Origin of the sequence: Catalinimonas alkaloidigena, from assembly GCF_900100765.1 — a bacterium.
Taxonomy (GTDB): domain Bacteria; phylum Bacteroidota; class Bacteroidia; order Cytophagales; family Flexibacteraceae; genus Mooreia; species Mooreia alkaloidigena.
In genome coordinates this window covers 78505-103448 of sequence record NZ_FNFO01000015.1, presented here as the reverse complement: position 1 = coordinate 103448, position 24944 = coordinate 78505, and the positions used below count along the sequence as shown (strand labels likewise).

Annotated in this window: 22 protein-coding genes; 14 read left to right on the top strand and 8 right to left on the bottom strand. The window is 51.1% G+C overall.

The window, feature by feature from the left end; translation table 11 throughout:
• Positions 1-364: 364 nt before the first annotated feature.
• The 11 genes from BLR44_RS26565 (at position 365) to BLR44_RS26520 (ending at position 11220) form a co-directional block, all read left to right on the top strand.
• A complete protein-coding gene (locus BLR44_RS26565) occupies positions 365-2050 on the top strand; it encodes a PQQ-dependent sugar dehydrogenase family protein (RefSeq protein WP_143017496.1) in 1686 nt (561 codons plus the stop codon).
• Between the two features lie 9 nt (positions 2051-2059).
• Complete coding sequence (locus tag BLR44_RS26560) at positions 2060-2389, top strand: hypothetical protein (RefSeq protein ID WP_089688188.1); 330 nt, start codon at positions 2060-2062, stop codon at positions 2387-2389.
• Positions 2390-2400: 11 nt separating this feature from the next.
• A complete protein-coding gene (locus BLR44_RS26555) occupies positions 2401-4029 on the top strand; it encodes a DUF4396 domain-containing protein (RefSeq protein ID WP_089688186.1) in 1629 nt (542 codons plus the stop codon).
• On the top strand, positions 4026-5264 hold the full coding sequence (locus BLR44_RS26550; protein WP_089688184.1) for a hypothetical protein: 1239 nt from the start codon (positions 4026-4028) through the stop codon (positions 5262-5264). The genes BLR44_RS26555 and BLR44_RS26550 overlap by 4 nt, the downstream gene beginning before the upstream one ends.
• 29 nt (positions 5265-5293) lie before the next feature.
• Positions 5294-5626, top strand: a complete 333-nt coding sequence (locus BLR44_RS26545; protein ID WP_089688182.1) for a hypothetical protein — start codon at positions 5294-5296, stop codon at positions 5624-5626.
• Between the two features lie 134 nt (positions 5627-5760).
• Positions 5761-6450, top strand: a complete 690-nt coding sequence (locus BLR44_RS26540; RefSeq protein ID WP_089688180.1) for a DUF2231 domain-containing protein — start codon at positions 5761-5763, stop codon at positions 6448-6450.
• 145 nt (positions 6451-6595) lie between these two features.
• Positions 6596-6907 (top strand): methyltransferase domain-containing protein, encoded by a 312-nt coding sequence (locus tag BLR44_RS29455; RefSeq protein WP_410493134.1) that lies wholly within the window; start codon positions 6596-6598, stop codon positions 6905-6907.
• A gap of 562 nt (positions 6908-7469) precedes the next feature.
• On the top strand, positions 7470-8087 hold the full coding sequence (locus BLR44_RS26535; RefSeq protein ID WP_089688178.1) for a DUF305 domain-containing protein: 618 nt from the start codon (positions 7470-7472) through the stop codon (positions 8085-8087).
• Positions 8088-8131: 44 nt separating this feature from the next.
• Positions 8132-9421, top strand: a complete 1290-nt coding sequence (locus BLR44_RS26530) for an amylo-alpha-1,6-glucosidase (RefSeq protein WP_262482309.1) — start codon at positions 8132-8134, stop codon at positions 9419-9421.
• A gap of 415 nt (positions 9422-9836) precedes the next feature.
• A complete protein-coding gene (locus BLR44_RS26525) occupies positions 9837-10577 on the top strand; it encodes a potassium channel family protein (RefSeq protein ID WP_218127202.1) in 741 nt (246 codons plus the stop codon).
• A gap of 196 nt (positions 10578-10773) precedes the next feature.
• The gene (locus BLR44_RS26520; RefSeq protein ID WP_143017494.1) at positions 10774-11220 is read left to right on the top strand and encodes a hypothetical protein; all 447 of its coding nucleotides are present in this window, start codon (positions 10774-10776) and stop codon (positions 11218-11220) included.
• 449 nt (positions 11221-11669) lie between these two features.
• Here BLR44_RS26520 and BLR44_RS26515 read toward each other — a convergent pair whose 3' ends face one another.
• The 5 genes from BLR44_RS26515 to BLR44_RS26495 all read right to left on the bottom strand — a co-directional run bounded on the left by BLR44_RS26515 (position 11670) and on the right by BLR44_RS26495 (position 18216).
• Positions 11670-13682, bottom strand: a complete 2013-nt coding sequence (locus BLR44_RS26515; protein ID WP_245706182.1) for a copper-translocating P-type ATPase — start codon at positions 13680-13682, stop codon at positions 11670-11672.
• A 550-nt stretch (positions 13683-14232) separates the two neighbouring features.
• Positions 14233-15528 (bottom strand): Y-family DNA polymerase, encoded by a 1296-nt coding sequence (locus BLR44_RS26510; protein ID WP_089688170.1) that lies wholly within the window; start codon positions 15526-15528, stop codon positions 14233-14235.
• Positions 15521-16048: a LexA family protein gene (locus BLR44_RS26505; RefSeq protein WP_245706181.1), complete on the bottom strand. Its 528-nt coding sequence runs from the start codon at positions 16046-16048 to the stop codon at positions 15521-15523. The genes BLR44_RS26510 and BLR44_RS26505 overlap by 8 nt, the downstream gene beginning before the upstream one ends.
• A gap of 746 nt (positions 16049-16794) precedes the next feature.
• Complete coding sequence (locus tag BLR44_RS26500; RefSeq protein WP_089688168.1) at positions 16795-17607, bottom strand: SDR family oxidoreductase; 813 nt, start codon at positions 17605-17607, stop codon at positions 16795-16797.
• Between the two features lie 276 nt (positions 17608-17883).
• On the bottom strand, positions 17884-18216 hold the full coding sequence (locus BLR44_RS26495; protein WP_176956228.1) for a LytR/AlgR family response regulator transcription factor: 333 nt from the start codon (positions 18214-18216) through the stop codon (positions 17884-17886).
• 484 nt (positions 18217-18700) lie between these two features.
• Between BLR44_RS26495 and BLR44_RS26490 the strand changes: the two genes are divergently transcribed.
• Genes BLR44_RS26490 through BLR44_RS26480 form a run of 3 tightly spaced genes read left to right on the top strand, consistent with a single transcriptional unit; the run spans position 18701 to position 22039 of the window.
• The gene (locus BLR44_RS26490; RefSeq protein ID WP_143017493.1) at positions 18701-19753 is read left to right on the top strand and encodes a GNAT family N-acetyltransferase; all 1053 of its coding nucleotides are present in this window, start codon (positions 18701-18703) and stop codon (positions 19751-19753) included.
• Between the two features lie 26 nt (positions 19754-19779).
• Positions 19780-21237 (top strand): sensor histidine kinase, encoded by a 1458-nt coding sequence (locus BLR44_RS26485; protein WP_089688161.1) that lies wholly within the window; start codon positions 19780-19782, stop codon positions 21235-21237.
• Positions 21238-21262: 25 nt separating this feature from the next.
• Positions 21263-22039: a LytR/AlgR family response regulator transcription factor gene (locus BLR44_RS26480; protein WP_218127201.1), complete on the top strand. Its 777-nt coding sequence runs from the start codon at positions 21263-21265 to the stop codon at positions 22037-22039.
• 116 nt (positions 22040-22155) lie between these two features.
• On the opposite strand, the gene BLR44_RS26475 is transcribed toward BLR44_RS26480, so the two are convergent.
• The 3 genes from BLR44_RS26475 to BLR44_RS26465 all read right to left on the bottom strand — a co-directional run bounded on the left by BLR44_RS26475 (position 22156) and on the right by BLR44_RS26465 (position 24869).
• Positions 22156-22620 (bottom strand): hypothetical protein, encoded by a 465-nt coding sequence (locus tag BLR44_RS26475; protein WP_143017492.1) that lies wholly within the window; start codon positions 22618-22620, stop codon positions 22156-22158.
• 155 nt (positions 22621-22775) lie between these two features.
• Positions 22776-23837, bottom strand: a complete 1062-nt coding sequence (locus tag BLR44_RS26470) for a toprim domain-containing protein (protein WP_089688155.1) — start codon at positions 23835-23837, stop codon at positions 22776-22778.
• An 18-nt stretch (positions 23838-23855) separates the two neighbouring features.
• Positions 23856-24869, bottom strand: a complete 1014-nt coding sequence (locus BLR44_RS26465; RefSeq protein WP_089688153.1) for a DUF4099 domain-containing protein — start codon at positions 24867-24869, stop codon at positions 23856-23858.
• Between the last annotated feature and the right edge of the window lie 75 nt (positions 24870-24944).

Genomic DNA, 24944 nt, shown 5'->3' with positions numbered 1-24944 from the left:
TCTTCTGACGGAGAGAATTTTTTCTTGATTTCCTGTTCGGCCATCGGACGGGTCACGCCGCGCATGGCCATGCCGCTGTGGTCGTGTTTTTTCATAATGCCTCACTTCGTAATCTGTAATCTAGAAACAGCCTCAACACAAGGCTGTAAAAAGCCAAAAACAATCTTTTTATTGCAACGACCAAGGCATAAAAAAGTTAAACAGAATTCTCTAAATTTTTATAAATACGTTGATAATATACGCAAAAAAAATACCACTCAATTTGTAAATTTTTTATTTGAAAATGTAAATCTATGTCTCTTGTCTTAGCGTTGAGACAAAAACATTCAGACATATATCCCACTTGTATTTCACTTGGTTTTACATGACGATTAGCAGTGCTTGCTCTCAGGCTCGTTTCTTCAGCTATTTTTTTCATTTTATCCTGAGTTTCATGCAAAAACCACTTTTGTACACAGGCGCAACCCTGTTGATTTTGTCGTTGATTGATTGCAGCAGCCCTACGCAACAAAGGGGTTTGGCAGACACCGAAGTAGATTCGGTCGAATCCGTTGTAACACAAACCAGTCAGCGTCCGATCCGGCCAGCCGACATCGCAACTCCCGACGGCCTACAGATCACCCCCTTCGCACAAGGACTCACTTATCCGGTAGACGTAGCGTTTGACTCGGAAGGAACCGCTTACATTGCCGAGGCAGGTGGGCATACCTATGGTACCTCTTCTGGTCGTGCGCCCAAGGCACGCATCCTGCGTCGTCAGACCGATGGCACGTTACAGGTGTTGTACGATAAGGTAGTATCCATGACCAACATCAAAGCAAACGCAAGCTCTGATCAGATGGACGAGGGGCTCATTCCCCCAATCACAGGGATCACGTATCACGAAGGCAAACTCTTCATTTCCCACCGCAGTCGCTATTCCGTCTATGACTTGAGCACCGGTGAATTTAAGACCATCGTCAACGGCTTGCCTTCCTGGGGTGAATTTCTGAACGGCAAACCCATATTTCAAGACGGTAAGATGGTCTTCTTCCTCTCCTCACAAGGCAACAGTGGCGTGATTGAAGAGCACTGGGTGAAGGTGATGGACCAGTTCAACAAACCGGATGTCCATGAAATTCCAGGCGAAGACATTACCCTAACCGGGCAAAATTTTTGGGTTCCTACTCATGAGGTGACCTTGGTAGAGGCTGACTCGCTCCGTACAGGAGCCTACCTACCGTTAGGTACTGAAAGTAAAGCTGGTCAGGCAGTACCCGGACAGTTAATCTGCAATGGGGCTTTTTTCCGGTGTAACCCCGACGGTTCTGACGTTGAACGACTGGCTTGGGGACTGCGCTCCAGTTTCGGGTACCGCTATAGTCCTGACGGCAGGCTGATCGCGACGATGAACAGTGCTAATCCCATGCCGCCGCGTGGCATGTACTTTGACTACGAACCCATCTATGAAATAGTGGAGGGCGAGTGGTATGGATGGCCTGATTTTTACAGCGGCCTGCCCATCACGGACGAACGCTTTGGCGTGAAGCCGGAGGAGCGTGGCTTTGTCCTCACCCCGGAAACCCACCAGAAACTTCTCAAAGGCGAAAAACGGCCCCGCCAGCCCTTGGTACGCCTGCCGGTTCATAGTGCTGCCCAAGGGATGGTTTTCGGGCAGCCTTTTGGCCTTCCGGATACCGACATTTTAGTGGCCGAATTCGGCGCCATTGTCCCATTCTTTAAAGGAGAGCAATACCACCCGCACCGTCCAACCGGGGTACCTCCTGAGGGACAAGCCCCCGAAGGCGTACGCTACAATTGGCCCGGCTTTCGCGTACAGCGGGTTAATCTCAACACCGGGGAAGTTGCTGACTACCTCTATAATCGCTCGCACCTGCCGGCCTCTGTTGATGGCAGTGGCGGGTTGGAACGCCCCTTGCAACTATCCTGGGGCCCTGACCAGAGTCTCTACATCGTAGACTTCGGGGTGGTCGACTTCGATGACGGTGGCATGAGTGCCCATCCCTTCACCGGTGTGATCTGGCGTGTCGCTTCTTCCTCGAACCCCTAACCTAAGTACATGGATATTGTTGCCGGTATTTTACTCTTGGCTGCCGCCACGGTAGGCCTTTTTCCACTGACCTCCGCACATCAGCACCATGAACCTCCCCGGAGATTGGTAGGGGTCCACTTAGGCCTTGCCGTACTGGGTTTTCTGGCGCTGGTAGTTTACGCCATAAGCACCGACCAGCCCCACAAACATGGCGACACGCTGACCCTGCTCAGCATCGCGGCACTCCTAGGGGGCGTAGTGTGGCGGACCCCCCGTCTCCCCTGGATCATCGCCTACGCACTGGCAGGAGGATTTGCTGTGCTGTGGCTACTGACATACCTGATTCCCACCACGTAACTACGTTCTTTATGAAGTGGTCTTATCCTATAGTAGCATTTTGTAGTATGCTGGTGATTGGCTTTGGATTAGTCAACACCTTGCGCGAGAGCATTCAGGTAGCCCCCTGGGCGCAACAAGGGGCCGAAGAAGGGCGCCTGATGGCCCATACCAAGAACGTAACCCGTTTGGTGGCGGTAGATGCGTCGGACCTGCATGCGTACCTGAAAACGACTATCCCTTATCCGCAGGCGGCAACCGCGTTGCAAGCGCCCACGGAGCAAACTTGGGAGACGTTTGCGCAGAACTCCATTTCAGTGGATCCTGTCGGCAAACATGTACTCGTCCTCCCCGGGGGTGACCGGCGCGCACTAGGATGGGCCCTGCCGGCCCTCTACTACGCATTTTATTATGGTTCCCCCATCGTTTTTGTACACGAAGGGGCTATTGACCCTGTTCTGAGTACCCGTTATGCCGACCGCAAAGCCTTCTTGATCGGACCTTCGGAACTAGTGCCCGCTTCGTTGGGCGAGGGTTTCAGGCAGGCCGAACGGATCGCGGCCGCTACCCCTCAGGCACTGGCCGTACAATTGGCTGAGTACCGAGACGAAGAGACCGAGTTTGGCTGGGGACGCACGCACTGGCGCAGAAGCGGTTATTTTCATTATGTAGTCACGACCCCGAACGATGCACTTCTGGGCCTTGCTGCCTTACCTTATGCCCGCAGTAACAATGCTTCGCTTCTTTACGCGCAGGATGACGGCAGTTTGCCGGCTGCGCTCGATCGCTACGTCTGGGCACAACGTGCCGACTGGTTTGTCAGTCCCTCGGAAGGCCCCTTTCGCCATTTCTGGCTGGTTAGCAATCGCATCAGTTATTCCACGGCCGCTCGCTTGGACTTTGCCGTCGAAAAAGCCGAATACCCCAGCATGGGCGCTATTGCTTTAGGTCCTCTGGAGGCCTTGCTTTCCCTTTTGATCGGATGGGGCCTTGCATCAGCCGTTTTTGTGTGGGTACATGCCGCGCTGACCTTACCCATGGTGAAGATGCCGTTAAAAATAGCCTGGGCGCTGTCCTCACTGCTGCTACCGGTGTTAGGCCCCGTGCTTTATCTGAATGCTTACCGACGCCCCGCCTGGCAAGACGAACAGGGAGGCTGGCACTGGCTGCGGTCGCATAGCCTACAGAGCGCGGCAGCTACTGCTATGGGGTTTGGCTATGGCGCGCCTCTCATGATTGCTATTGGCTTTCTGTTTGTCTGGTTCGGCTTCCCTATTTTCTTTCCAGCTTGGCTAGATGGCGCAGAAGCCTGGTTGGGAGCGGGTATGCCCCTGATGATGTTTTTCATGCTGGTCTTGGCCATCGGAACCGCCTGGGTATTGGTGCAGTATCCCATGAAGCAGAGCATGATGAGCTCTATGCCTCGCCCTCACATATGGCGTATGGCCTTGATCACGACTTTTTTCAGCATGTTGGCCGTTAGTCTAGGCATGATGACCAGCGCCTGGTACATGCTGATGGACCACATCCCGATGATGCCCAAAGAAGATGATTTGCTGTGGTTCGGCAGCCTCTGGCTGGCCTCCTTTATCGGCTTTCTGGCGGCTTGGCCTCTGAACTGGATCATGATTCGCCGCCACCTGAAACCCGGAAACCTATGAAATCTAGTTTGCTTTTCCTTGCGACGTCGTCGCTCTTATTCAGCGCCTGCGGCACTACGCAGGGCCCACCCGGCGCCGGGGGTCACCCCCTTCAGCAGGAAGCTCTGGCCACCGCGTATACCGTTCGACTTCCCGGCCATTCACCTGAGGAACAGGCCATTCTGCTCACACAAACGGTGTATCCGGCTACCCGTGAAGATAACGCAGTCGGAGCGATCATTTTGTGCCCGCAAGATCCTCAACTGGCGTATATGGCTATGCACCGCGTCACGCACATGCCCGTCAATGCTCCGCTGCTGTATCTGGACAAAAACGACCGGCTTTCCGAGCAAACCCTGCGTGAAATGAAACGGTTACAACCCGAAGGTGTATTAGGCGATCATCGCACGGATGTGTACGGTCTCAATGTCCCTGCCACTGAGGTAAAGCGAGTAGAGGAACTGCTCGGTTACAAAGTCCGCAACTTTCAGGCACCTGACCCCGTGTCCATGGCCGAATTGCTGGATCGATGGGCAGGCGCGTTAAAAGCTGATCATCCTGACGAAGTCGTTTTGTCGGCCGTAGATCATCCGGCCAGCATCGCCCATGGCGTGGGTCCGATGGGCTGGAATGCGCACATGGGTAAAGGCTTTGCCTGGGTATACCATGACTCCATCCCACATGCTACCCGACGGATGCTGGAGCGCCGCTATGGTGAAGCATACTTGTATGTAGTAGGTGATACAACGATGGTGTCGGACCGGGTCGTGCGCGAGCTGGCCCAGTATGGCATCGCCCGGCGGCTGATCGGACCTACTCCACAAGCGACAAGTGCCCTCAACGCTGGCTACAAAGACTACGGCCGTAATTACGCTTGGTGGTGGGACTGGGACGGACGCGCGTTTGGGTGGGGCATTGCCCAATCGGGTCATAATTACATCATCGGGACGCCGGACGACCTGCTGTTCATTATTCCTGCTGCGGTGCTTGGTCATATGGGCAAGCATGGCCCGATATTACTGGTAGAGCGTGACAGCGTCCCAAGTTCGGTACGGGATTACCTGACGATGGTAAAGCCGTCTCCCACCGGATCCCAGGAAACGGTACTGAACTACGCCTGGATTATCGGCGATACGAGCCGACTGACAGCCCACGTGCAACAAACGGTGGATCGCCTGCTTTCCCCCTTCCCCATGCCGGTAGATACGACCCTTTACGTATCAGATACGGATCCATTAGGCGAAAAAGCGCCATAACGTGCATAACTACCCAAATATACTCAATCATGAAAGAGCCTCTTCACGTCAACAAGAAACCCATGGATGCCCAGTTGTTGGTACCTCTTCTCGATTACGACCCGCATCAGCAACGTATCTACCACCCTGCTATTGGCAAAGGAGCTGTAGTTGGGGGACTACTCGGAGGGCTGCTGATGGCCCTACTGACGTGGGGTCTCGCGGCGGGGTGGTGGCCAGTCGCCGGCTTAGGCCAACTGGCCGCTGGCGGCGAAGGCGTAGCGGCTTTCTTTGGATTCGTAGTAGGCAGTAGCCTCGGCGGATTGACGGGTGCATTGGCCGGACTCCGGAAGATAGACATACACGCACCGAAGAAATCCTAAGCTCTCTAGCGGTTAGCCTTACTATCCGCTCACGACACCCACCCTATGTCAGAAGCGCTACCCGGTAACGTTAAAAGAGAGATTTTTTGGCGCTCTTCTTCTTGCCTACTGTATCACTAAAACTAACCCTTTCCATGAATTTTTGGTCTTTATTTCTCGTAGGCGTTTTGCTAGGAAGTCTTTTTGTCACGACGGCCAAGGCCCATGAAGGCGAACAACACGACACCGCTCACGTCGCCTCTACTACAGGACTTGCTCCCACCGCTGATCCGGAAGCGGCGCATCTCCAGCCAGCGCCAACGGCGAATACCCCTACGACCGCTGAGCTTTCTGATTTCCCTACATTACACCCACTGGTTGTCCATTTTCCGATTGTACTACTGCTCATCGCTGCGCTAACGCAGTTAGCACAGTTTGTGGTGTTCCGCCGCGAATTAAGTTGGGTTACGCTGGTGCTGCTCGCGCTTGGATTTGCCACGGCCTATATTTCGGCTTCCTTCACGCACCCGCACACCCATGGCCTCAGCGAGCACGCCCGCGCCGTGTTGCAAGAACATGATCAGTACGCCAGCTTCACGCTTTGGCTCAGTGGCATTGCCGTGCTGCTTAAAGCGGGTACGTTCTGGCTGCCCCGCTACAAAGTGTGGGGCGAGGCCGTGGTCGCCTTGGTGCTGATCGGAGCCGCTTATAGCGTGTCGATGGCGGGTCACCACGGCTCACAATTAGCATACCTGGAAGGCGTCGGACCACAAGGTCGGTTCCTAGAATCACAGGAAGAGGAGGGCGAAGAAGGCCATCAGGAAACTGGTGAACATAAGCACTAAACGCGATGTACTCACCTTCACCTTTCCAATCCCTGTGGAAATTTATTCCCGCCCTCCGCTTTGACTGGCTTACTCCTGCTTATAACTAGGTATTACGCAGGCCAATGCCTGGAAAGCGGTTTAAAGCTACACTCGTGCATCAAGCATACATCCGAAATACGACTTTGGTGGCGGCACCGCCGCCCTGACACGTCTGATTAAGCGGACCTATCCTCAAACTGCTGTATTTGGTGTGGACGTAGCTCCCAGGATACTGCAGAGCGCTCGGAGCAAAGCAAGATCATGTCACATCTTGATCCATTTGCACACCTTTGATAGAACGCATTTGCTCTATCAGGATACTTTCCTCGATCGGGTAGCGCCTGATCTTTTATCACCTGGATGCGCATCAGAAAGGAGTGATCCTGAAGGAAATTTACCAGGTATTCCGTCCGGGAGGGGAAGTTCTCTTGGCTGATTGGGGTAAGGCCCCGACGATCACGGCACGATGCATGCTGCATTTTATTTGATTCAATGGGTAGACAGCTTTGCTACCACCACCGACCATATCAATGAATTATTACCCACTTATTTAGAAAACGCTGGCTTTGAACGGATGAGGGAAACTTACCAGTTTAAGACCTTCTTTGGATCCCTGTCGTTGTATGAGGCCAAGAAGCATGCTAGCCGAAATTAGGGCAGCGTGGCGTGACTCTTCTCTTTGCGTGTATGCGCTTATTTGTGCAGATATAGGGTAGTTATAAAATATTCTAACAACCATGTAAAACAGCTTCTACCTACATCCGTAGAATTGAGGCCAGACCAGTAGGGCCTTATGTGCAGTATGCTTACTATCCTGTTTCTCGTTAAGTGCTGAGCGGGTAGAGAAGTTGATCGAGGCACTTTCACGCTAAACCCGCATCCTTAAAGGCAAACATCAACGCAAAGAATTCGAGAACCGTCGGTACCAGGCACTGTCATCTCGCGCCACTAGTAAAAACAGCACTTCCACTTTTTTTAACGCTTTAGTTTAACGCTACATGAAAAGATTCTTCTTACCCGCTTGCTTAGCCGGGTTTGTCTGGTTGGCCGCCTGTGATCAGGAAGAGGCAGGCTTGCAAGTACAACCTCACGATGAAAATGCCTACATGGGCTTCATGCATCAGATGATGGAACAAATGGATACCATGTCTACCACAGGAGATCCAGATTATGACTTCGCCATGATGATGCCAATGCATCACCAAACGGCCATAGATATGGCCCAGTATGAGTTACAGAATGGAGATGATACTACTATTCAAGCCATTGCCCAACGAGTAATTGCCGAGCAGCAAATAGAAATCAGTGAATTTACCGCGTTTCTAACTTCCTATCAGCCTGACGGTCAGACCAATGCTGCATATGCCATGGCGGTAATGCAGGCGATGGAAAAAATGGGCAAAGCCGTTGATCTGAGGGTGCTAACTGGTGATGCTGATCAAGACTTTGCGGCTTTGATGATTGACCATCATCAAAGTGCCATCGACGTATCTCAGGCCTTGTTAGATCATGGAGAAGCGACAGTAACCCGAGAGCTGGCCCAGAACATTGTTGCAAGTCAAGCAAAAGAAATTGACGAGCTACAAACCTGGCTTTTGCAAAACAAATCGTACTGACCGTAATCGGTGGTGGTGGCAGGTACTCCGCCGCCGGTTATCTTTTGGGTAAAAAAAAGCCTATGAGTCACCAAACACTACGCGAAAAAGTAGGCACCCTGATGCGCGCAAACATGGTGCATGGCTATTCCAACGAGGCGCGAACCGACTACTACTATACCAAACCCTCTCCTAAAACCTACCCGTTTCAGTTTTTTTGGGACACGTGTTTCCATGCCTTCATCCTATGCGCGCTGGGTGAGTCGGAAATGGCGAAGCAACACCTGATGAGTTTGTTCGCCTTACAACAGACAGATGGATTTGTGGGACACATCATTTATTGGAACAACGTATTGCCGGGCAGAGCTACTGACATTTTTCAATCTCGCCCCGGATTGGGAGTAAACCTGTTCAAAACCCACATGAGCGCTCTCATCCAGCCCCCTTTCGTGGCCCAGGTGGCAGCTCGACTCTACGAAGCCAACCGAGATCGCGCTTTTCTTAAACAGGTTGTTCAAAAATTAAAGCGCTATTACCAGTGGATTGCTCAAAACCGTGATTTTGATGGAGACGGACTGATTACCATCATCTCACCTTTTGAATCTGGTATGGATTGGAAACCGACGTTCGACCCAGTGTTGGGGTTTCGGAGCAGGAAAGCCAATTGGCAGTTGTTCATGAAGGTAGTAAGCGTTGATTTTCGAAACTTTTGCTTCCGCTACGATCTAAAAAAGATTAGGAAGCATAACTATTTCCGGGTGAAGGAAGTGGGCATGAACACTGTTTACATCCAAAACCTATATGTTCTTGCTTCTCTGTGCCGAGAAATTAACGACCCTGACGCGGATGACTTCGACCAGTTGGCTGACAAGGCACTGGAAAGTTTAATACGCCTTTCGTATGATGCGGACAAGGGTGCATTCCTCGATCTCTACGGCCCGGAAAATAAAAAAATCAACATCCTGACGCCTACTATCTTTTTTCCTTTGGCGATCAAAAAGATAGATCCCTCTATTGTTGCACGTGTGATGGCAAGCCACTGGTTTAATCAGGATGAGTTTGCTGTTACGTACCCCATGCCCTCCGTAGCGGTGAACCATCCGTCCTTTAATCCGGACTCATCGCTCTTCCTGTGGCGTGGGCCCACCTGGATTTACCTTAACTGGTTTTTACATGATGTCCTGCGGCAGAGCGGCTATAAAGAAGCCGCTCTGCATTTGGTTGAAACCGTAAAGGCCTTACTTGAGAAGAGTGGGTTTCGCGAGTATTACCACCCTTTCACCGGGAAGGGAATGGGGGCGCAGAACTTCACTTGGGCAGGTCTGATCCTAGACATGGTTGATGAAAGAACCTAGCTGTTGCAGCCTCTGACATGGGGGATAAGATTTCTGTGTATCATCACAATTCACCTCATATTTATGTGCAATAAGGACCAACTGTTTGGCGCGGCTGGTAATAGCCCAGGGTACATTTAGTTTACTTCGCTTGTTCTTTTCACTGATTTTATCCTCTTCTATGCCTGTGTTGTATTTGCTCTTGGGAAGCATCCTCCTCTTACTTACCTTCTATGACTTTTTTTACACCACTCTGTCTTCTAATGGCGCCGGGAGGCTTACGCATAGTGTCACGCGCCTACTGTGGTCTGTTGTTCTCTGGTTCAGCCGTGTCACTGGCGTCCGCCACCTACTGAAGTTCTCCGGAATTACCATTCTACTTTCTCTGCTGGCCATGTGGATGTTACTGTTGTGGATAGGTCTATGGCTCTTGCTCATGAGTGAAACAGGTTCAGTCGTCAGTTCTACTCAACATACCGCCGCCAGCATGTTGGAGAAAGTCTACTTTAGCGGGTATGTACTCTCAACCATGGGAAACGGCGACTTTAAGCCTGGCAGCAAGGCTTGGGAGCTTCTCATCGCTGCCTTTTCTTTTATAGGCTTTGTATTTATCACGACGGCCATGACCTATCTGGTTTCCGTTTCCTCAGCCATTATTCATAAGCGAAGTCTAAGTCTGTTTATCTCCAACTTAGGAGAAACCCCACAAGACCTGTTGCTCCGCACTGGCGATAAAGAACATGTTGAAGGCCTATTGTCAGTCGCTACTGCCTTACAAAACATGATCAACCGGCACACCCAAAACCACACGTCCTATCCCATTGCCCATTACTTCCATAGCGGACGAAAGCAGGACGCTATCGCCCTTCAGATGACTAAACTCGACGAAGCGCTGACCCTTCTTGAATACATAGTTGAAGCTGACGTTAAGGCACTTCTCCCCCTCCGCCATGCCATCAACAACTATTTGGATGTGCTTGGCCAGAAATTTATCCAACCGCAAGCGGAGACGCACATTATCCCCCAAATGCACGAATTAGAATCCGCGGGCTGGATAACAATGGACGAACGAGCGCTGGCCAAAAAGTGGGCTCTAGCGGCGTCACGACGGGCCATGCTGGCCGCACTTCTCTACGACGACGGATGGAATTGGACGGATGTCTATCCAGAATCCTGATGCTCTATTCCACCACCTAGCTAGCAGATGGTAAAATAGTAGTAAGCACGCGTGGGATGATGCTCCAACTACACTTGCGTAGTTTATCTATCCTAGGGCGATAGCCATTGGGATACCAAGTAAGCGACGCACCTGGCTAATTACTTTCTTGGGGCGGCGCTGGAGTGCTCACGTTTCCGTATACCATTTTTTACACATGAAGCCGAAAAACACATCCAAACAGTATTTTTTGGTGCTAGGCATCACTGCCTGGGTAATGAGTTTTCTTTGGGAGAACCTGCACGCCGGACTTTATAAAGACTTCGCACCGCAAATGGCTAAGCTAGCTTATCTAGGCTGTAGCCTGGCAGATGTCGTCTTGGTACTGATTATTTGGAAAACTACTGCCTGGTTACTACACAACCCCACTTGGGGTAGACAGGCAACTCGGATGAGTTACAGCGTTGCTACCATAGTAGCGGCAACGCTTTCGTACTTTGCAGAAAAAACTTCGCTTCTGTTGAACTTGTGGCGCTATACCGATAAGATGCCCCTCGTTCCGTTATTGGGCATCGGTCTTTCGCCCTGGCTGGCCATCATTGTAATTCCACTAAGCTCCTTTATAATAGCAGACAGGTTATACTTACAAAATAAACTTCAATAATCACAGGCTATAATAGCCTGAAAAAAAAGTGTATGTTGTGTCTGCACTAAGGATCTCGCTCAAGCTGGAAGGGGCCTCAACCAGATACACAGGCTGAGCCAGGTACCGCAGTAGAATGTTTATGCTGACTAAAATCCGTTTCAGGCCTGTCTAAGTATCCTCTCGATGCAAGTTGCTATCCGACCGCAAACCAGCGCTCATCGCCGCCACTAGCTTGTATTTCTATCGTGAGTTTTTAGGCAATTATGCCCACGCCGCGCCCACTACTTTGTTAACGAGAAAGAGCACGCACGTCGCCCACTTGTTTGCTACAGAATATTTGGCTGAGAGTGCATCTAGAAAATCAGGTGAGGTTCACCGCTGCTTGACAAAAACCCTTGTTCTGTTCTTCACTGAGAGTGGCATTGTCCCTCTTCACCGAATTACTACGTGACCAACAGTGTAACTTTTTATCGACTACCACTGATTTTTCGCCGCAACAGTTGCGCATTGACGGCTACTATAATCGTGCTCAGGCTCATAAAAACTGCGCCTACTGCCGGACCCAGCACAAAGCCAGTACTATAAAGAACACCGGCGGCCAACGGAATAGCAAAGGCGTTATAGGCGGTAGCCCAAATCAAATTCTGAATCATCTTGCTGTAAGTTGCCTTGCCAAACAGAATGAGATTGGCAATATCCTGAGGATTGCTGTTGACCAGAATAATGTCGGCGGTTTCAGCGGCAACGTCCGTACCTGAGCCGACAGCAATGCCCACATCAGCTTGCGCCAAGGCAGGCGCGTCGTTAACTCCGTCGCCAGTCATGGCCACAAACTCCCCTTTAGCTTGTAACGCTTTAACCACCTCTACTTTTTGATGAGGCAACACTTCGGCGTAATAATTATCCAAACCTAACGCACTACTTACGGCTTTGGCGACTACCTCATTATCACCTGTTGCCATCATCACCTTGATATGATTTTTTTTAAATACGTGAATGGCACGGGCACTTTCTGGTCTGATTGTGTCGGCTAAAGCTATGTAGCCTATCAGCTTATCATCTATCAAGACAAACACAACCGTTTCGGCTGCACTCCCAAAAGCGGCTTCCGGGACAGTTACTTTTTCATCCTTCAGATAGCCCGGGCTGACTACTTTTATTTCCTTTCCATCCACTTGGGCTTTCACTCCTTTCCCGGTAATGGCCTGAAAATTCTCTGGGGTGGGGATGGTAATGTTTTTCTCCTTTGCCTTATTGACAACGCCCACTGCAATCGGATGCTCAGAACTTTGCTCTAAGGCGCTAACCAATCGCAGGAGTTCATCAGCACTGTAATGATCGTCTATGGTTTCTATCCGGGTTACGCCAAATTCGCCTTTGGTCAACGTCCCTGTTTTATCAAACAGCAAGGCTGAGATCTTTCTGGATTCTTCAAAGGCAGTTCTGTTTCTTATAAGCAAGCCATTCTGTGCAGAGACCGCCGTCGATATGGCTACGACCAAAGGGATGGCTAATCCCAACGCATGTGGACAGGCAATCACCATCACAGTCACCATGCGTTCTAACGCATAGACAAAGGGAAAGCCAAGCAGTACCCACACCGCTAGTGTCCCGAACCCGATGGCTAGCGCTCCATAAGTTAGCCACTTGGCGGCTCGATCCGAGAGGTTCTGCATTTTGGACTTGGACTTTTGTGCTTCTTGCACCAGGGTAATCACTTTAGTCAGGTAACTGTCCTTACCCGTATGCTCTACCTTTACCTTAAGTGAGCCGTTGCCATTGAGTGAGCCACCGATGACCTTACTGTCAAGTCCTTTCTTTACTGGTTTTGATTCGCCCGTCAGCATGGATTCATTTAGATAACTTTCCCCTTCAATAATGCTTCCATCGGCCGGCACTTTTTCGCCCGGCTTGATCAGGATCACGTCACCTATGGCCAAGTCTTCCAGTTTGACCTCTTCTACCTGATCTCCTTGTACTTTGTGCGCCACGGCAGGCATCATGCTTACCAGTAGTTGTAGTGCTTTGGAAGCACCGAGTACAGATTTCATCTCCAGCCAGTGTCCCAGTAACATAATGTCGATCAGCGTGGCCAATTCCCAGAAGAAATCCATTCCTTTAAGCCCAAAGACGGTTGCTGAGCTGTAAAAATAAGCGACACTGATGGCCATGGAGATCAGCGTCATCATACCGGGTCCTTTGGCCTTCACCTCACTGTAAAAGCCTTTCAAGAAAGGCCATCCACCCCAGAAATAGACAACAGAGGCTAGTCCGAAAATCACATACGCATTGCCAGGCAGCCGCCACTCATACCCAATAAATCCTTGGATCATAGGGGAAAAGATCAATATCGGGATGGTCAGCACTAAGCAGATCCACAAACGCTTTTTAAAATCTTCAATCATCATCTTGTGGTGATCATGCCCCGGCATGCCCATGGGAATCGTGTCATGGCCAGCGTGTTGTCCTCTATGCTCCATCGCCCTATGATCCATAGCGGCTTCGTGCCCATGTAAGGTTTTTTCAGTGAGTTTTTGCTCAAGCGCAGCTTCTTTTGCAGAGGCACCTTGCAATACCTTAGCGGCCTGGTCTTTAGACGCATGTCGGTGTTTGTGGGTAGAATCCATAACTCTAATACCTATATTTAAAAACTGTTGCTAGTTATTCGTCATGATTGAGTGTCACTGTATTTCAAGTGAAAGATGACCCATTGAGTTGATGGCGTTAGCACATCGAATTCCAGAGGTTGACCAATCCACGCGCTTTATTCGCTTTCAGCGGATACCTGATGAGCCTCTCCGCGTTACAAGTAAAGTCATTTTAAGCCTTCTTAAGCAAGATACGCCTTTATACATTCGTCATTAGAGGTCGCAAAAGAAAATTCAGTGAGCTACCGTGGCTGGCATTTTATCAGGAAAGGCCCCAACTATACCAAGCGATCCACAGCTAAAAGGCGCAATTATGGCGAAAGGAGCTTGGTCATCGCTTCTTCTTTTAGTCAATTTTCAAGACTGAATGTGGATATTCTTTTCATCTTCCTACCTCCAACAGCTGATCCAATTGCGTCGTATAACTAGGAGACAGCTTCGAGCGCTGCTGTACCCACTCACTGCCCCCCTGTCGGGCCTTCTGGGCAGCCAGATGAACAAAGTCCCTTCCCAACTTTTGGTTGATCTGGTCCATCATTTGCATCAGGCGCTTGGCCTTTTCATCCGGTTCTTTGGAGTCAAATAAATTGAACTGCACCATCCCCTCCGGACGCAATTCGAGCAGCAACACTCCGGCTTTCGTGTAGTCGAGTCCTGGTCGGTAGATGCGGGTTAACGCCTGGTGGGCATGCTGTGTCAGACTGATCGTCGACGAGGTCGCTTCCGGCAACGTGACAGACATATTGTTAGAATAGTATCCCTCCTCCTTGAAACGGCTGGTAGTGATGAACACGGCGATCATGCCCGCTACCAAACTCTGCTTGCGTAGCTTCTCCGCGGCCCGGGCCGTGTAGGTGGCCACGGCTTCCTGGAGAGGGCTCAACTCCTGTACCGGATGGCCAAAGCTGCGCGAAGTGCAGATCGATTTGCTGGGGGCGGGCTGCGTCTCCAGGCCAATGCAACGATAGCCCCATAGCTCTTTCCACGTCCGGAGCCCGATGATCTTCAGGTGCTTCTTGATCCAGTCCGGCGGCGTGCGCCGAAACTGAGCGGCTGTCTGGATGTGGTTCCGATGCAAAAAGTCGGCATAGCGGTGGCCGATGCCCCACACCTCCCCGATCGGGGTCCGTTCCAGTGCTGCTTCCACATGGCGGGGATCAAACAGCGCCAGTACGCCCTGCGCTTTGGGAGACTTCTTGGCCAGGCGGTTGGCGATCTTGGCTAAGGTTTTGGTTTCCGCTACCCCGATCGAGACAGGTATGCCGAGCCATTGCCCGACAGTCCGTTGTATTTCTCTGCCGTACTCCTGCAGGTCCCTGCCGATGAGGTTGTCCAGGTCAAGAAAGGCTTCGTCAATCGAGTAGACCTCCAGGTTCGGGGTATACTGCGCGAGCACCTCCATGACCCGACGGGACAGATCCCCGTACAGCGTATAGTTGCTGGAATAGACGGCGATGTGGTGCTGGTCTACCATCTTCTCAATTTTAAAGGCCGGCTCACCCATGGGGATGCCCAGCGCTTTGGCTTCGTTGCTGCGAGCGATCACACACCCATCGTTGTTGGAGAGCACTACAACGGGTCGCCCGATCAGGCGGGGATCAAAAACCCGTTCGCAGGAAACGTAAAAGTTGTTGGCGTCTACTAAGGCGACCGCACGAGGCGCCGAACCGTCAGGCATTGCGGTGAATGGTGTAGGTCACCACGCCCCACAGCGTAACTTCATGGGCGTGATAAAGGGGAAGGGTCGAAACATCCTCCGTCGTGGAAATCAACCGCAGCTGCTTGCCTTCCCCGCGTGCCCATTTGCAGGTAAATTCTCCATCAACAACGCACAGCACCAGATGCCCTTCCCGTGGAGTGATCGAGCGATCAATTACCAGAATATCCCCCTCGTGGATATTACAGTCGCGCATGGAATTACCCTTGACCCGGGCTAGAAAAGTCGCGGGAGCGTTGCGGATCAGAAAGCGGTTGAGGTCAATGAGGTTTTCCAGATGATCATCCGCCGGGGAAGGAAAGCCCGCACTTACCCCGCAGGCGTAGAGGGGCAACTGCAGGGCCACTTCTTGGGTGGTGCGAATGAAGGTCAGTCGTTCAGAGGAGGGGGGCATCAGCCACTTTTGCGGTGTGGGCAGGGTTCGATGAAATAACATGCCGTTAACATACGGCTCCTTTTGCAGCAAAACAAACCAGAACAAACCAAAGTAAGATGCGATTGGTGCTGTGCATGCTCTTTTTGCGTAATTCTTACGCGGCTTTACCTTTTTGCCAGGTTTGGTGTAGCTTCAAGCAATGGTTCATTCGCTTCTGTGGTTAAGCCTTATTCTTTCTCCGCCGGATACCCTCCCGCCGGCGGTAGACAGCGTTTACCTTTGTACCGGCCCAGCCGCTTACGCCTATCATCATTATGGAGACTGTGAAGGGCTGATAAGGTGTCATTATCGTGTAGACCGGTATGCGCTGACAGGGGCGCTTCAAGAAGAGCGCCAGGAGTGTGGTTACTGTCGCTACCGACAGCGCAAAGCTCGCTCAAACAAATAATGATTGTTATGTCGCCACCCAATCACCACGTGACTTGTTTGTACCACTTGTAGAAGATAGTTCACACCTAATTCTTGCAAAATATCCTCCACGGAGCGAGATGAGCGTTCAACTAGGGGATGATCTCCATTTTTTCACTGGGCGGCACCCCGCTGGGCGGCACCGGAACGCCGGTCGCCCACTTGCTGTCATGCGTCGATAGCGATATTCCTCGGCGCATAGCCGCAGTGGCGGGCCACCTTTTTTCCAGTTGACGGGTGAGTAGAGGTTAGCTTCAAAAACAGGTGTTTTTTCTTCAAGTGCGATAGTAATATAAGTTTACTATACGTCATAAACTATCTGCGTCCGATTCAGTTAATTTTTTTAGGCTTATTAGAAGTGTCCTACTGATTTCAGGAACCACTTACTTTAAGGGCGAGTCTGCTTCCTTTGCGAAGTGTTTGTAGACCATTTTGTCCATCCATCCCGGTAACCACTTATTCATAAACACGGTCATTTTACCCTGCGTAGTTAAAATCAGATCGCGTCGCCGATGCTGCACAGCCTCTACCAGGCGTTGGGCCACTTCTTCCGCCGACATCATTTTCTGTTCGTCTCGTGGCGTCTCACCCTGTGGGTGACCGTCTGCCGCCAGCGCTACATTGCGAATGTTAGAGGTTGTGAACCCAGGACAAGCCACCAGTACGTGAAGCCCCTGATGAAGTGTTTCGGTGCGCAATGACTCAAAAAAGCCCTGCATGGCCGCTTTGGAAGCCGAATAGCCTGTGCGAGCCGGCAATCCTCGGTACCCTGCAATAGAAGAGATTCCTACCACAGATCCCTGGCTATTTAACAGATAAGGAAGAGCCGCCTTGGTCATGTAAACGGTTCCCCAGAAGTTGGTGTTCATCAAGCGGTGCAGCACTTCCAGGTCGAGGTCAGCAAAAAGCGCCCGCATGGAGATGCCCGCATTGTTGATCAGCACATCAACTCCTCCCCACTTGCGGAGGGTCGTTTCTACGACACGCCGGCAGTCCTCTTCCTCACTGACGTCCGCTACGAGCGGAAGTACCTGAGCGGATGTTTGTCTCAGCACTGAAGCGGTGGCGTTCAGGCGGGCTTCGTTTCGACCCGTGATGACTACATGCGCTCCGGCCTGAGCAAAGGCCTGCGCACAAGCGCGTCCAATACCGGAGGAACCTCCGGTTATGATAACTACTTTATTCTTGAAAAACATTGTGAAATGTGATTGTTAAAAGACAAGGGAAACCACACGTACGGATAGATTACACACGTTTAGAAAATAGCTAGCCTTTTTCCCGGGCAGTACCTGCCACATAATCTGTTAAAGACACGCCCTGCCCCTGCGGGGCTCGCTGAAAATGAACGTTGAACGTAGAATCTTCCTTTGACAGCGTAAGCGTTGGACCACAGTCTGTCTGGTGGCTCAAACGTTGCGTCAGTACCCAGAAATACTTTGGCGGTTTAGACATACATGGTGGCATAGCGTTCATTATAAAATACGATGGCGAATCGCCTCCATGAATTTCTTTTTATAACGGGACCCGATGGGGATAAACTCACCCGTCAACAGTTCTATGGTATTGTCTTTTACCTGCTTGATCTGATGTATGGCCACTAGGAATGAGCGATGTACCCGCGTGAAGTTTTGGTCAGGCAACCGTTTCTCAAAGGATTTAATGGAGGCTAAGGCCTGAAGATTTCTCTCGTACGTTTTTAGAAGTGCGTTATTGCGTTCTGCCTTTACCAAAATCAGGTGATCGAAATCCACCCGCTCTAATACCGATCCCACCCGTACCAGCAGAAAAGTAGGTGAGGGGGGCAAAGACGCAGAACGTATACAGGAAGAAGATCTGCTCCTGACAACGCTCCTATTGATGGCAACTTTATCTTCACTTAAACCTTCTGACGATAACTCAAGGGAATTCATCTTTATAACACTAGACCAGAAAAACTAGACAAACTCTATTTTGAACAGCGATTCACTTCGATAAAACGCTAATTAACAAAGACATGAGCAAATGTTTGCAGCACGAATGCCCATATTCAGGCATGTAAAGTAGAAGATTCATAATTGAAAGGGAAGCAATCCGGGATGTATGCATTACTTTGCGGGACGTAATTTCAAAGCAAGGAACAAACACAGCATAATTACAATGCCAACACTAACAAGCAATCTTAAAACCAATAGCACAACAAAAAAATACAATTTAATCAATTCAATCAATTCATCAAAATAGTTTATACGAGTTCATACCCTATTCATCTGCCATACTCCCTCTTTTACCTGAATTAGGTTGATTTTTTTCATGATTGACGACAAGGTATCAACTGTTATCTACCAGGAGGCCAGCATCACGATTCAAGTTCAATCGCACGTTAGCCGTGCATTATCGGCCCGCTTGTCACACATCGTTTATGGGACCACGGGCCCCCGTTACCGACAGCTTTCTGCTCCCAAACGAAGTCAGCAGCTGGCTAATCCTTATGTTTTCCTTTTATATGTCGGTACGCAACTGGCCGGTCTCTACTGCCTGGCCGCAAGGCAGGTATCTGTAGCCTCAGGTAATGCCTCGGCCTACTATGGACGTTACCTGGCGGTACTTTCCGGATTTCAGGGCAAAGGCTTGGGGAAACTTCTAAAAGAGCAGGCGCTGGCTTACATCGCTACACAACAAAAGAAGCCTTACCTGTTCTATTCCTACATCGAGACTTCCAATACGCGATCAACGCAAATTTCCCAAGGTGCCGGCTTTACTCAACTGGGTCGAGCGGAACCGTTACTCTTCAGCCGGTCTTCTCCCCGTCGAGCCGCCTCGTTTATGCAACTTCCTGACGCGGAGAAAGCCACCATGTCTCACCTGCTTGCTGAAACGTATGCATCCCATGGCCTGGTGGACTTAACACACCTCTATCATGAGGATCACTACTATGTGCTGAAAGAAAAAAATACGATTCTAGCAGGCATCCAGGTGTACCCTATCGAATGGGACTTTGTTCAGATGCCGGGGCTGAGCGGATGGATGGCCCTGCATGTACTTCCCCGCTTCAGTTCCTTCCGACCGCATCAGCATCGTCTCGTCTCTCTGGATGCAGCCTACGTAAAACCCGGTCATGCAGCACAGCTCACCACGCTCCTGACCAGTGTATTGTCCCACTTCGAGGTCACATCGGCGCTTTGGATGCTGGATGTTCACAGTCCGTTTTATGCTCTCCTGCAAGCAATGGACTTAGGCTGGTTGAGTCGTTTCAAGCAGCGAATCCTCACGGACATTCTGGTCAAGCCCGTCGGGCTGGATCGGCAGGATCTGCTGGCCTACGAAGGGCAGCCGCTCTATTTATCGGCTTTCGACTATAGTTAGTTTCCCGACTGATTTTCGGACACACCATGCAGGAAATTCTCTTTCGCATCAAGCAGCAGCTCAGTACGCCTTTTGCCCTGGCAAGACGACGTTTAATTCTCATTCTCAATGGTGCATGCGTATTACTCGCCCTTGGTTTTTTCAGCGCAGAGCGCCTGACCACGGGCAGATTTGTTCCGGATCCGATTTTGTATTGGTTCATTATTCCGGCTGTGCTGGCTAACTTATTCTCTTTTGCCTATAACTTCCTCATCTATGCCCCAACAGGAGCGCAATCGCCTCGCCTGCAGGCTTTGCGCTCCACGGCGCTGCCCCATCAGGAACTTCTGGACCAGTTCACCAGCTGGAGTAGTTTTTTACCCGTTTTGGCCATGAGCTTTGCCAACATCCTGGGTGTGGGTAATCCCTCACGGGATTCACTGGTGGCCGATTTTGCGCTCGCTCACAGCCTGATCATCGGAACCGTCGTCGTCTTGGGGCGCAGGGCTACCGCCGTATGGACTGTTCTTGTCTTTGGAACGCTGCTCTGGACCGTCTTTTTCCGGCTGGGCTATCACTATACCTTCCACTACCTCACGCCTGCGGAAGCGACCCACTACGAGAAAGCCTTACTCGAAGAGAGAGCCTGGGCCCTAGAGCGGCAAGCGGCACTGGAAGAAGCCGGCATGCGCGATCCGCAGGCCAACCGGTACTTCCACGAATGGACGGTGTTTATATTAGTCTCGTTCGCTGCGGCCTATTTCTTTGGGGGCATCACCTTCGACTTATTCAACGCGCTTCCTCAGGTAGTACGCCAGGTAGAAGTCGTCATCGAGGACAGCGTAGAGATGAACCGCCGTTTACAGGAAGCGGACCTGAAACGGGAGCGAGCTGAACAGGAAGTGTTGAAAGCGCAGCTTTACCACCTGCGTAACCAAATTAATCCGCACTTTCTTCACAATACGCTGAACTTCATCTATGCTCGGGCACTGCCGGTCTCTGATTCATTGGCGACCGCTGTTGGCCAGTTGTCTGACCTGATGCGTTACGCCCTGGAAAGCGATCACCGTTCGCTGGTGACACTAAAACAGGAAATCGACCACGTAGAGAATTACCTGCAGTTACAGTCTTCGCGATTTCATAACCTGTCGGTACAATCCCGTTACCAGGGTGACCTGGAAAAGCCACGTTTGATCCCCCTTCTGTTGACAACGCTGGTTGAAAATGCGTTTAAGCACGGTGACCTTCAGGATCCTGCCCAGCCCTTGACCATCGACGTGACAGCTGAAGAAAACGGCAGCATCCACATTCGGGTCTGCAACAAGATTGGCACCACCCGCACTACCAGCGGTGCCGGGGGAATCGGGTTGAAGAACTTAACAAAAAGGCTTGAACTGATTTACCAGGAGGGTTTTTCGTTTGTATCGCGATCCCAACGTGAGCGCTACGAAGTACAACTCACCCTGCAACCCTTAGCTACACCCTTTGTTCTGATCCATGAATGAGACGATGAAAACGCCGCTTACCTGTATGATCGTTGACGACGAACCACCGGCCATTGATGCTCTCGTGTTTCTGTTACGAAAGGCTGAGGTTCAGGTGATCTTTACGACCACAGATCCCCTCCAAGCGCTTGAATATCTTGCCGCACATCCAGATCAATCCGTCGACGTGCTGTTTGTCGATATACAGATGCCAGTGCTCTCAGGACTGGAGCTGATCCGGGCCATGCTCAACACCCGGCAAGTGGAGTTCTACGTGCTGGTCAGCGCCTACCAGGAGTATGCCCATGAAAGCTACGAACTAGCCCCGGAGATCCTACATTACCTGCTCAAACCCGTCCGCCAGGCGGCACTGTGCGAAGCACTGCGCAGGGTAGAAAAACGCAAACAACTGATGCAGGTGGAAGAGAAGCTTCAACTCTTGCGGACGGATGAAGAAGGTACTCCGTTTATCATCGGACGCCATGAAAAACGACAGCGCAACGTCCGCATCCCCTTGGCAGAACTGATCTGTGTGGAAAGCCGTAACGCGGACTATAAAAATCAGGTCGTGCTTACCACCGTGGCGCACGAGACCTATACTGTGCGCAATACGCTTGCCAACATTGAAGCCAGTCTCCCCTCCCCTCCTTTCATCAGGGTGCATAAAAGTGCCATCATCAACCTGCATCAGGTAACCAGCTTCAATGGCGACTTTCTCTGGATGAGCAACAGTGCTGGAGACCCGAAACGCATCAGTATCGGACTGACTTATCGGAAGCAGCTGTATGACTACTTAACAGACAAAAATGATGTTGGAGCATAAGGCCGCATCGTATTACCCATCTGCAGCCTCCTACCACTTCGGCAGCAGGGAATGGAACCAGAAACTGCTGTCTTAGGTACGCAGAACCACCGCTCTGGCACAAGGCTAACCCCTTCTTATTCCGCCAGGTAAGTTGCATCGAAAATGCCCTCGCCCGCCAAGTCCTCATCATGTGTCAACAAGGTGGTGTCTTGCTGGATTTCCCCGTCCCGCCATACCTGAATCCGGGTGGTGACCCTGTACGCCCGATCCACTGAGTCTTGCCAGACGGCGGTCGGTAGAAACAGAGCTTTGGTATGCACCTCGATACTTTTGACGGGCACAATGGTCTCTACATCATATGCCGTTTTGAGCTTTTCCTGTGCACTGTCCCACTCCCCTTCCGCGGGCTGCTGCGTACCGGTAAACTGCAGGTTTTCGGTAACCTGCATCACCCGATAAAAGACGGCCGTATCGCCGGTCTGCTCCAAACGTACGCGGAATCGGGCTGTAGTTTCAACGGGAACCGGCTCGTCGCCGCGTGTAGCGGTGCAGGCGGCGACCGCGAGTAGAAGGCATACTCCTAAAATTTGTTTCATCATTTCGGTCATCATTACGATAGGGTCATCACGCAAGGAGGTCTAGGGCAACTGCCAACCTCCGTCCGTCTGGCGCAGTCTACCGGTTGGAAAGTCTCCCATCTGGCTGCTTTGTCTCTTCTGCCCTGCAGCCAGAAGGTGGAAGCACGCATCTGAGATTATTCTGTGAGCATCTGATTAAAGTCTTTCCCACGGGGCCGGTATTCCACGAGTTGCACATTTAAGTGTGAGAGCGTTCGGAATCGGTGCAGAGAGATTTCATCGATGGGGATTGCAAACGTCCGGTCGGGCAGCTGAAAATGGACCTGATGCTGCTCGCGGCGGAGCGTAAGGGATACGCCCAACCGGTAAGCCGCCAAGCGTATGGTCTGCAGCCGACCCGCCAGATCGGCATCAAAAATGGTATAGTGTCGAGCATAGGGATATAAGCGCAATACATGTTCTGCCTGAGCACGGGCCAGGGCACCTCCTACGGCTACATAAAGCGTATGTTTCAGTGAGAAGCGAGTGGGTGAAGTACGTTGGGAGAGCTGAAAAAAGCTCATGGCATCAATGGCACTTTCGGCCCACATTACTTTTTCCGGGACCATCGTGCAGCCTGCAAACCAACAGGCGTGTTGCCGGTCACTACCGGCGGCAAACCGCTTGAAATGGTAGTTGACCAGCTCCAGGCCCCGCCACTGACTTTCTTCCACGACCCGGTACGGAAATCCAATGTTTTCCCACTTCTTTGCTGATTCCAGGTCCACCACTTTTTGCAGGTAAGGCAAGAAGGCAAGTAGCGTTTCTTCAGAAAGTCCGCGCTTCCGTTGCAGGTAACCCAGGTCCTGGAGCTGGGCCGGACGACAGTGGTAGCGCTCCCGGACGAATGTCTTTTTAGCACCTACCTCTGGTAAAAGAGCAGTCGGCTGATAATCGACCTGAGCCAGCTGGTGCAATACTTTGTTGACGCCAGCCATCTCACTAGATTCCCGAACACCAAACAAGTGAAGCCGGTGCCGAACAAAGTCAATCACAGAGCCACGGTTGGTATCGTCATGCCTGGTAAAATAGAGTTGTTTGACAGGATCATGCGGATTGCGGATGATCACATTCGCATGTTCCGGATGACAGTATTCGACCGGATTGCGTCCGGCATGAGGATTGTGACGATATCCCAAAGCTTCTGCGGCCTGTATAATCGAAACGCGCTGCTTAAAGTAGGTAAAATCGTAAGCCATTTGAGCCGTTCTTCCCCATTAACGACGGTGACCGGCGGAGCGCGCCGGGGCTGGTACTTCGCCTACAATCTCTTTCCCGGGCAAAGCCGCTCGTTCCAGAGACTGCATTTCCCCTGTTTCCAGGGCCATCCCCTCCTTCCGATCGATTTTCAGCCAGCCCTCTTTCAGGCCTTTGCTGGCTACTTCCCGCTTCTCTGTCACATAGTAATTCCCGTTCAGGTCTTTGCCGTAAAACGTATCCTGTCCGGTTCGGGTACTTGGTAGGAACGGGATCACAATCTGATTCTCACGAACCCAAGCCTGCGCCTGTGGGCCTGCCGGCTTCCACTGGACAGTCTCTCCGGTCTGTTTTCCTTCATACAGCTGCCCTTCGGCATCTTTTCCTAAAAGTTTCTCCTTCTTTTCTCCGGCATACAACGTGTGAAAAGGCTGAACTTCCGGTGAAGCTTCCCGGCTTACCTGGGCTGCTTTCCGCTCCACCTGCCGCGGCTGTTCCATCAATTCCAGTGTGTAGCCTTTGGCGTTGATCAAATCGAGCCTTAAGCTTTTTTCCCCCTGGTGGGTGTTGATCACTATCTTCTTTCCTTCCAGCAGATCCGCCTGTTGCTGTGCTGAAAGTTTACTACTGGGTACCTGAATGTCAGCCACCCTGATTTTCTTGATCTCGTTGATCTCCCGGTCCAGTTGAAAAAGGTATTTTTCCTTTTCCCCGTTCAGACTTATGCGTTCAGAGACGATCAGCTTTCCTTCCTGCAGTTGCTGCAACTGCTTTGGTCCCAGCTGATCATCGTTCTGGATTTGTTGACGTACAGGATGTACTTTCAGATCCAGCGATCCATCGGCCAGGGGATAGACACTCAACTTCCCCTTGATTTTGAGATCCGCTTCCTGAAGGTGTAAATCCAACAGGCTGGTGGTGCGGCCGGTTTTTAACGCCTGAATATCATCCAATGGCAAAGCGAATATATCATCTTTGGATATACCTATTTTCTCCAGTTTCACAAAGGGCAGCCGGTTCAGATCGTACTCCATCTATTCTTACTATTTATATTTAACGTCTATTTTACAAAAAATATATTCCTCTTGCATACCATACATTGGTTTTTC

Coding starts and splice junctions, on each gene's coding strand:
- BLR44_RS26565 (WP_143017496.1), top strand. CDS start 365: ATGACGATTAGCAGTGCTTGCTCTCAGGCTCGTTTCTTCAGCTATTTT.
- BLR44_RS26560 (WP_089688188.1), top strand. CDS start 2,060: ATGGATATTGTTGCCGGTATTTTACTCTTGGCTGCCGCCACGGTAGGC.
- BLR44_RS26555 (WP_089688186.1), top strand. CDS start 2,401: ATGAAGTGGTCTTATCCTATAGTAGCATTTTGTAGTATGCTGGTGATT.
- BLR44_RS26550 (WP_089688184.1), top strand. CDS start 4,026: ATGAAATCTAGTTTGCTTTTCCTTGCGACGTCGTCGCTCTTATTCAGC.
- BLR44_RS26545 (WP_089688182.1), top strand. CDS start 5,294: ATGAAAGAGCCTCTTCACGTCAACAAGAAACCCATGGATGCCCAGTTG.
- BLR44_RS26540 (WP_089688180.1), top strand. CDS start 5,761: ATGAATTTTTGGTCTTTATTTCTCGTAGGCGTTTTGCTAGGAAGTCTT.
- BLR44_RS26535 (WP_089688178.1), top strand. CDS start 7,470: ATGAAAAGATTCTTCTTACCCGCTTGCTTAGCCGGGTTTGTCTGGTTG.
- BLR44_RS26525 (WP_218127202.1), top strand. CDS start 9,837: ATGAGTGAAACAGGTTCAGTCGTCAGTTCTACTCAACATACCGCCGCC.
- BLR44_RS26520 (WP_143017494.1), top strand. CDS start 10,774: ATGAAGCCGAAAAACACATCCAAACAGTATTTTTTGGTGCTAGGCATC.
- BLR44_RS26515 (WP_245706182.1), bottom strand. CDS start 13,682: ATGGAGCATAGAGGACAACACGCTGGCCATGACACGATTCCCATGGGC.
- BLR44_RS26510 (WP_089688170.1), bottom strand. CDS start 15,528: ATGCCTGACGGTTCGGCGCCTCGTGCGGTCGCCTTAGTAGACGCCAAC.
- BLR44_RS26500 (WP_089688168.1), bottom strand. CDS start 17,607: ATGTTTTTCAAGAATAAAGTAGTTATCATAACCGGAGGTTCCTCCGGT.
- BLR44_RS26490 (WP_143017493.1), top strand. CDS start 18,701: ATGATTGACGACAAGGTATCAACTGTTATCTACCAGGAGGCCAGCATC.
- BLR44_RS26485 (WP_089688161.1), top strand. CDS start 19,780: ATGCAGGAAATTCTCTTTCGCATCAAGCAGCAGCTCAGTACGCCTTTT.
- BLR44_RS26480 (WP_218127201.1), top strand. CDS start 21,263: ATGATCGTTGACGACGAACCACCGGCCATTGATGCTCTCGTGTTTCTG.
- BLR44_RS26475 (WP_143017492.1), bottom strand. CDS start 22,620: ATGATGAAACAAATTTTAGGAGTATGCCTTCTACTCGCGGTCGCCGCC.
- BLR44_RS26470 (WP_089688155.1), bottom strand. CDS start 23,837: ATGGCTTACGATTTTACCTACTTTAAGCAGCGCGTTTCGATTATACAG.
- BLR44_RS26465 (WP_089688153.1), bottom strand. CDS start 24,869: ATGGAGTACGATCTGAACCGGCTGCCCTTTGTGAAACTGGAGAAAATA.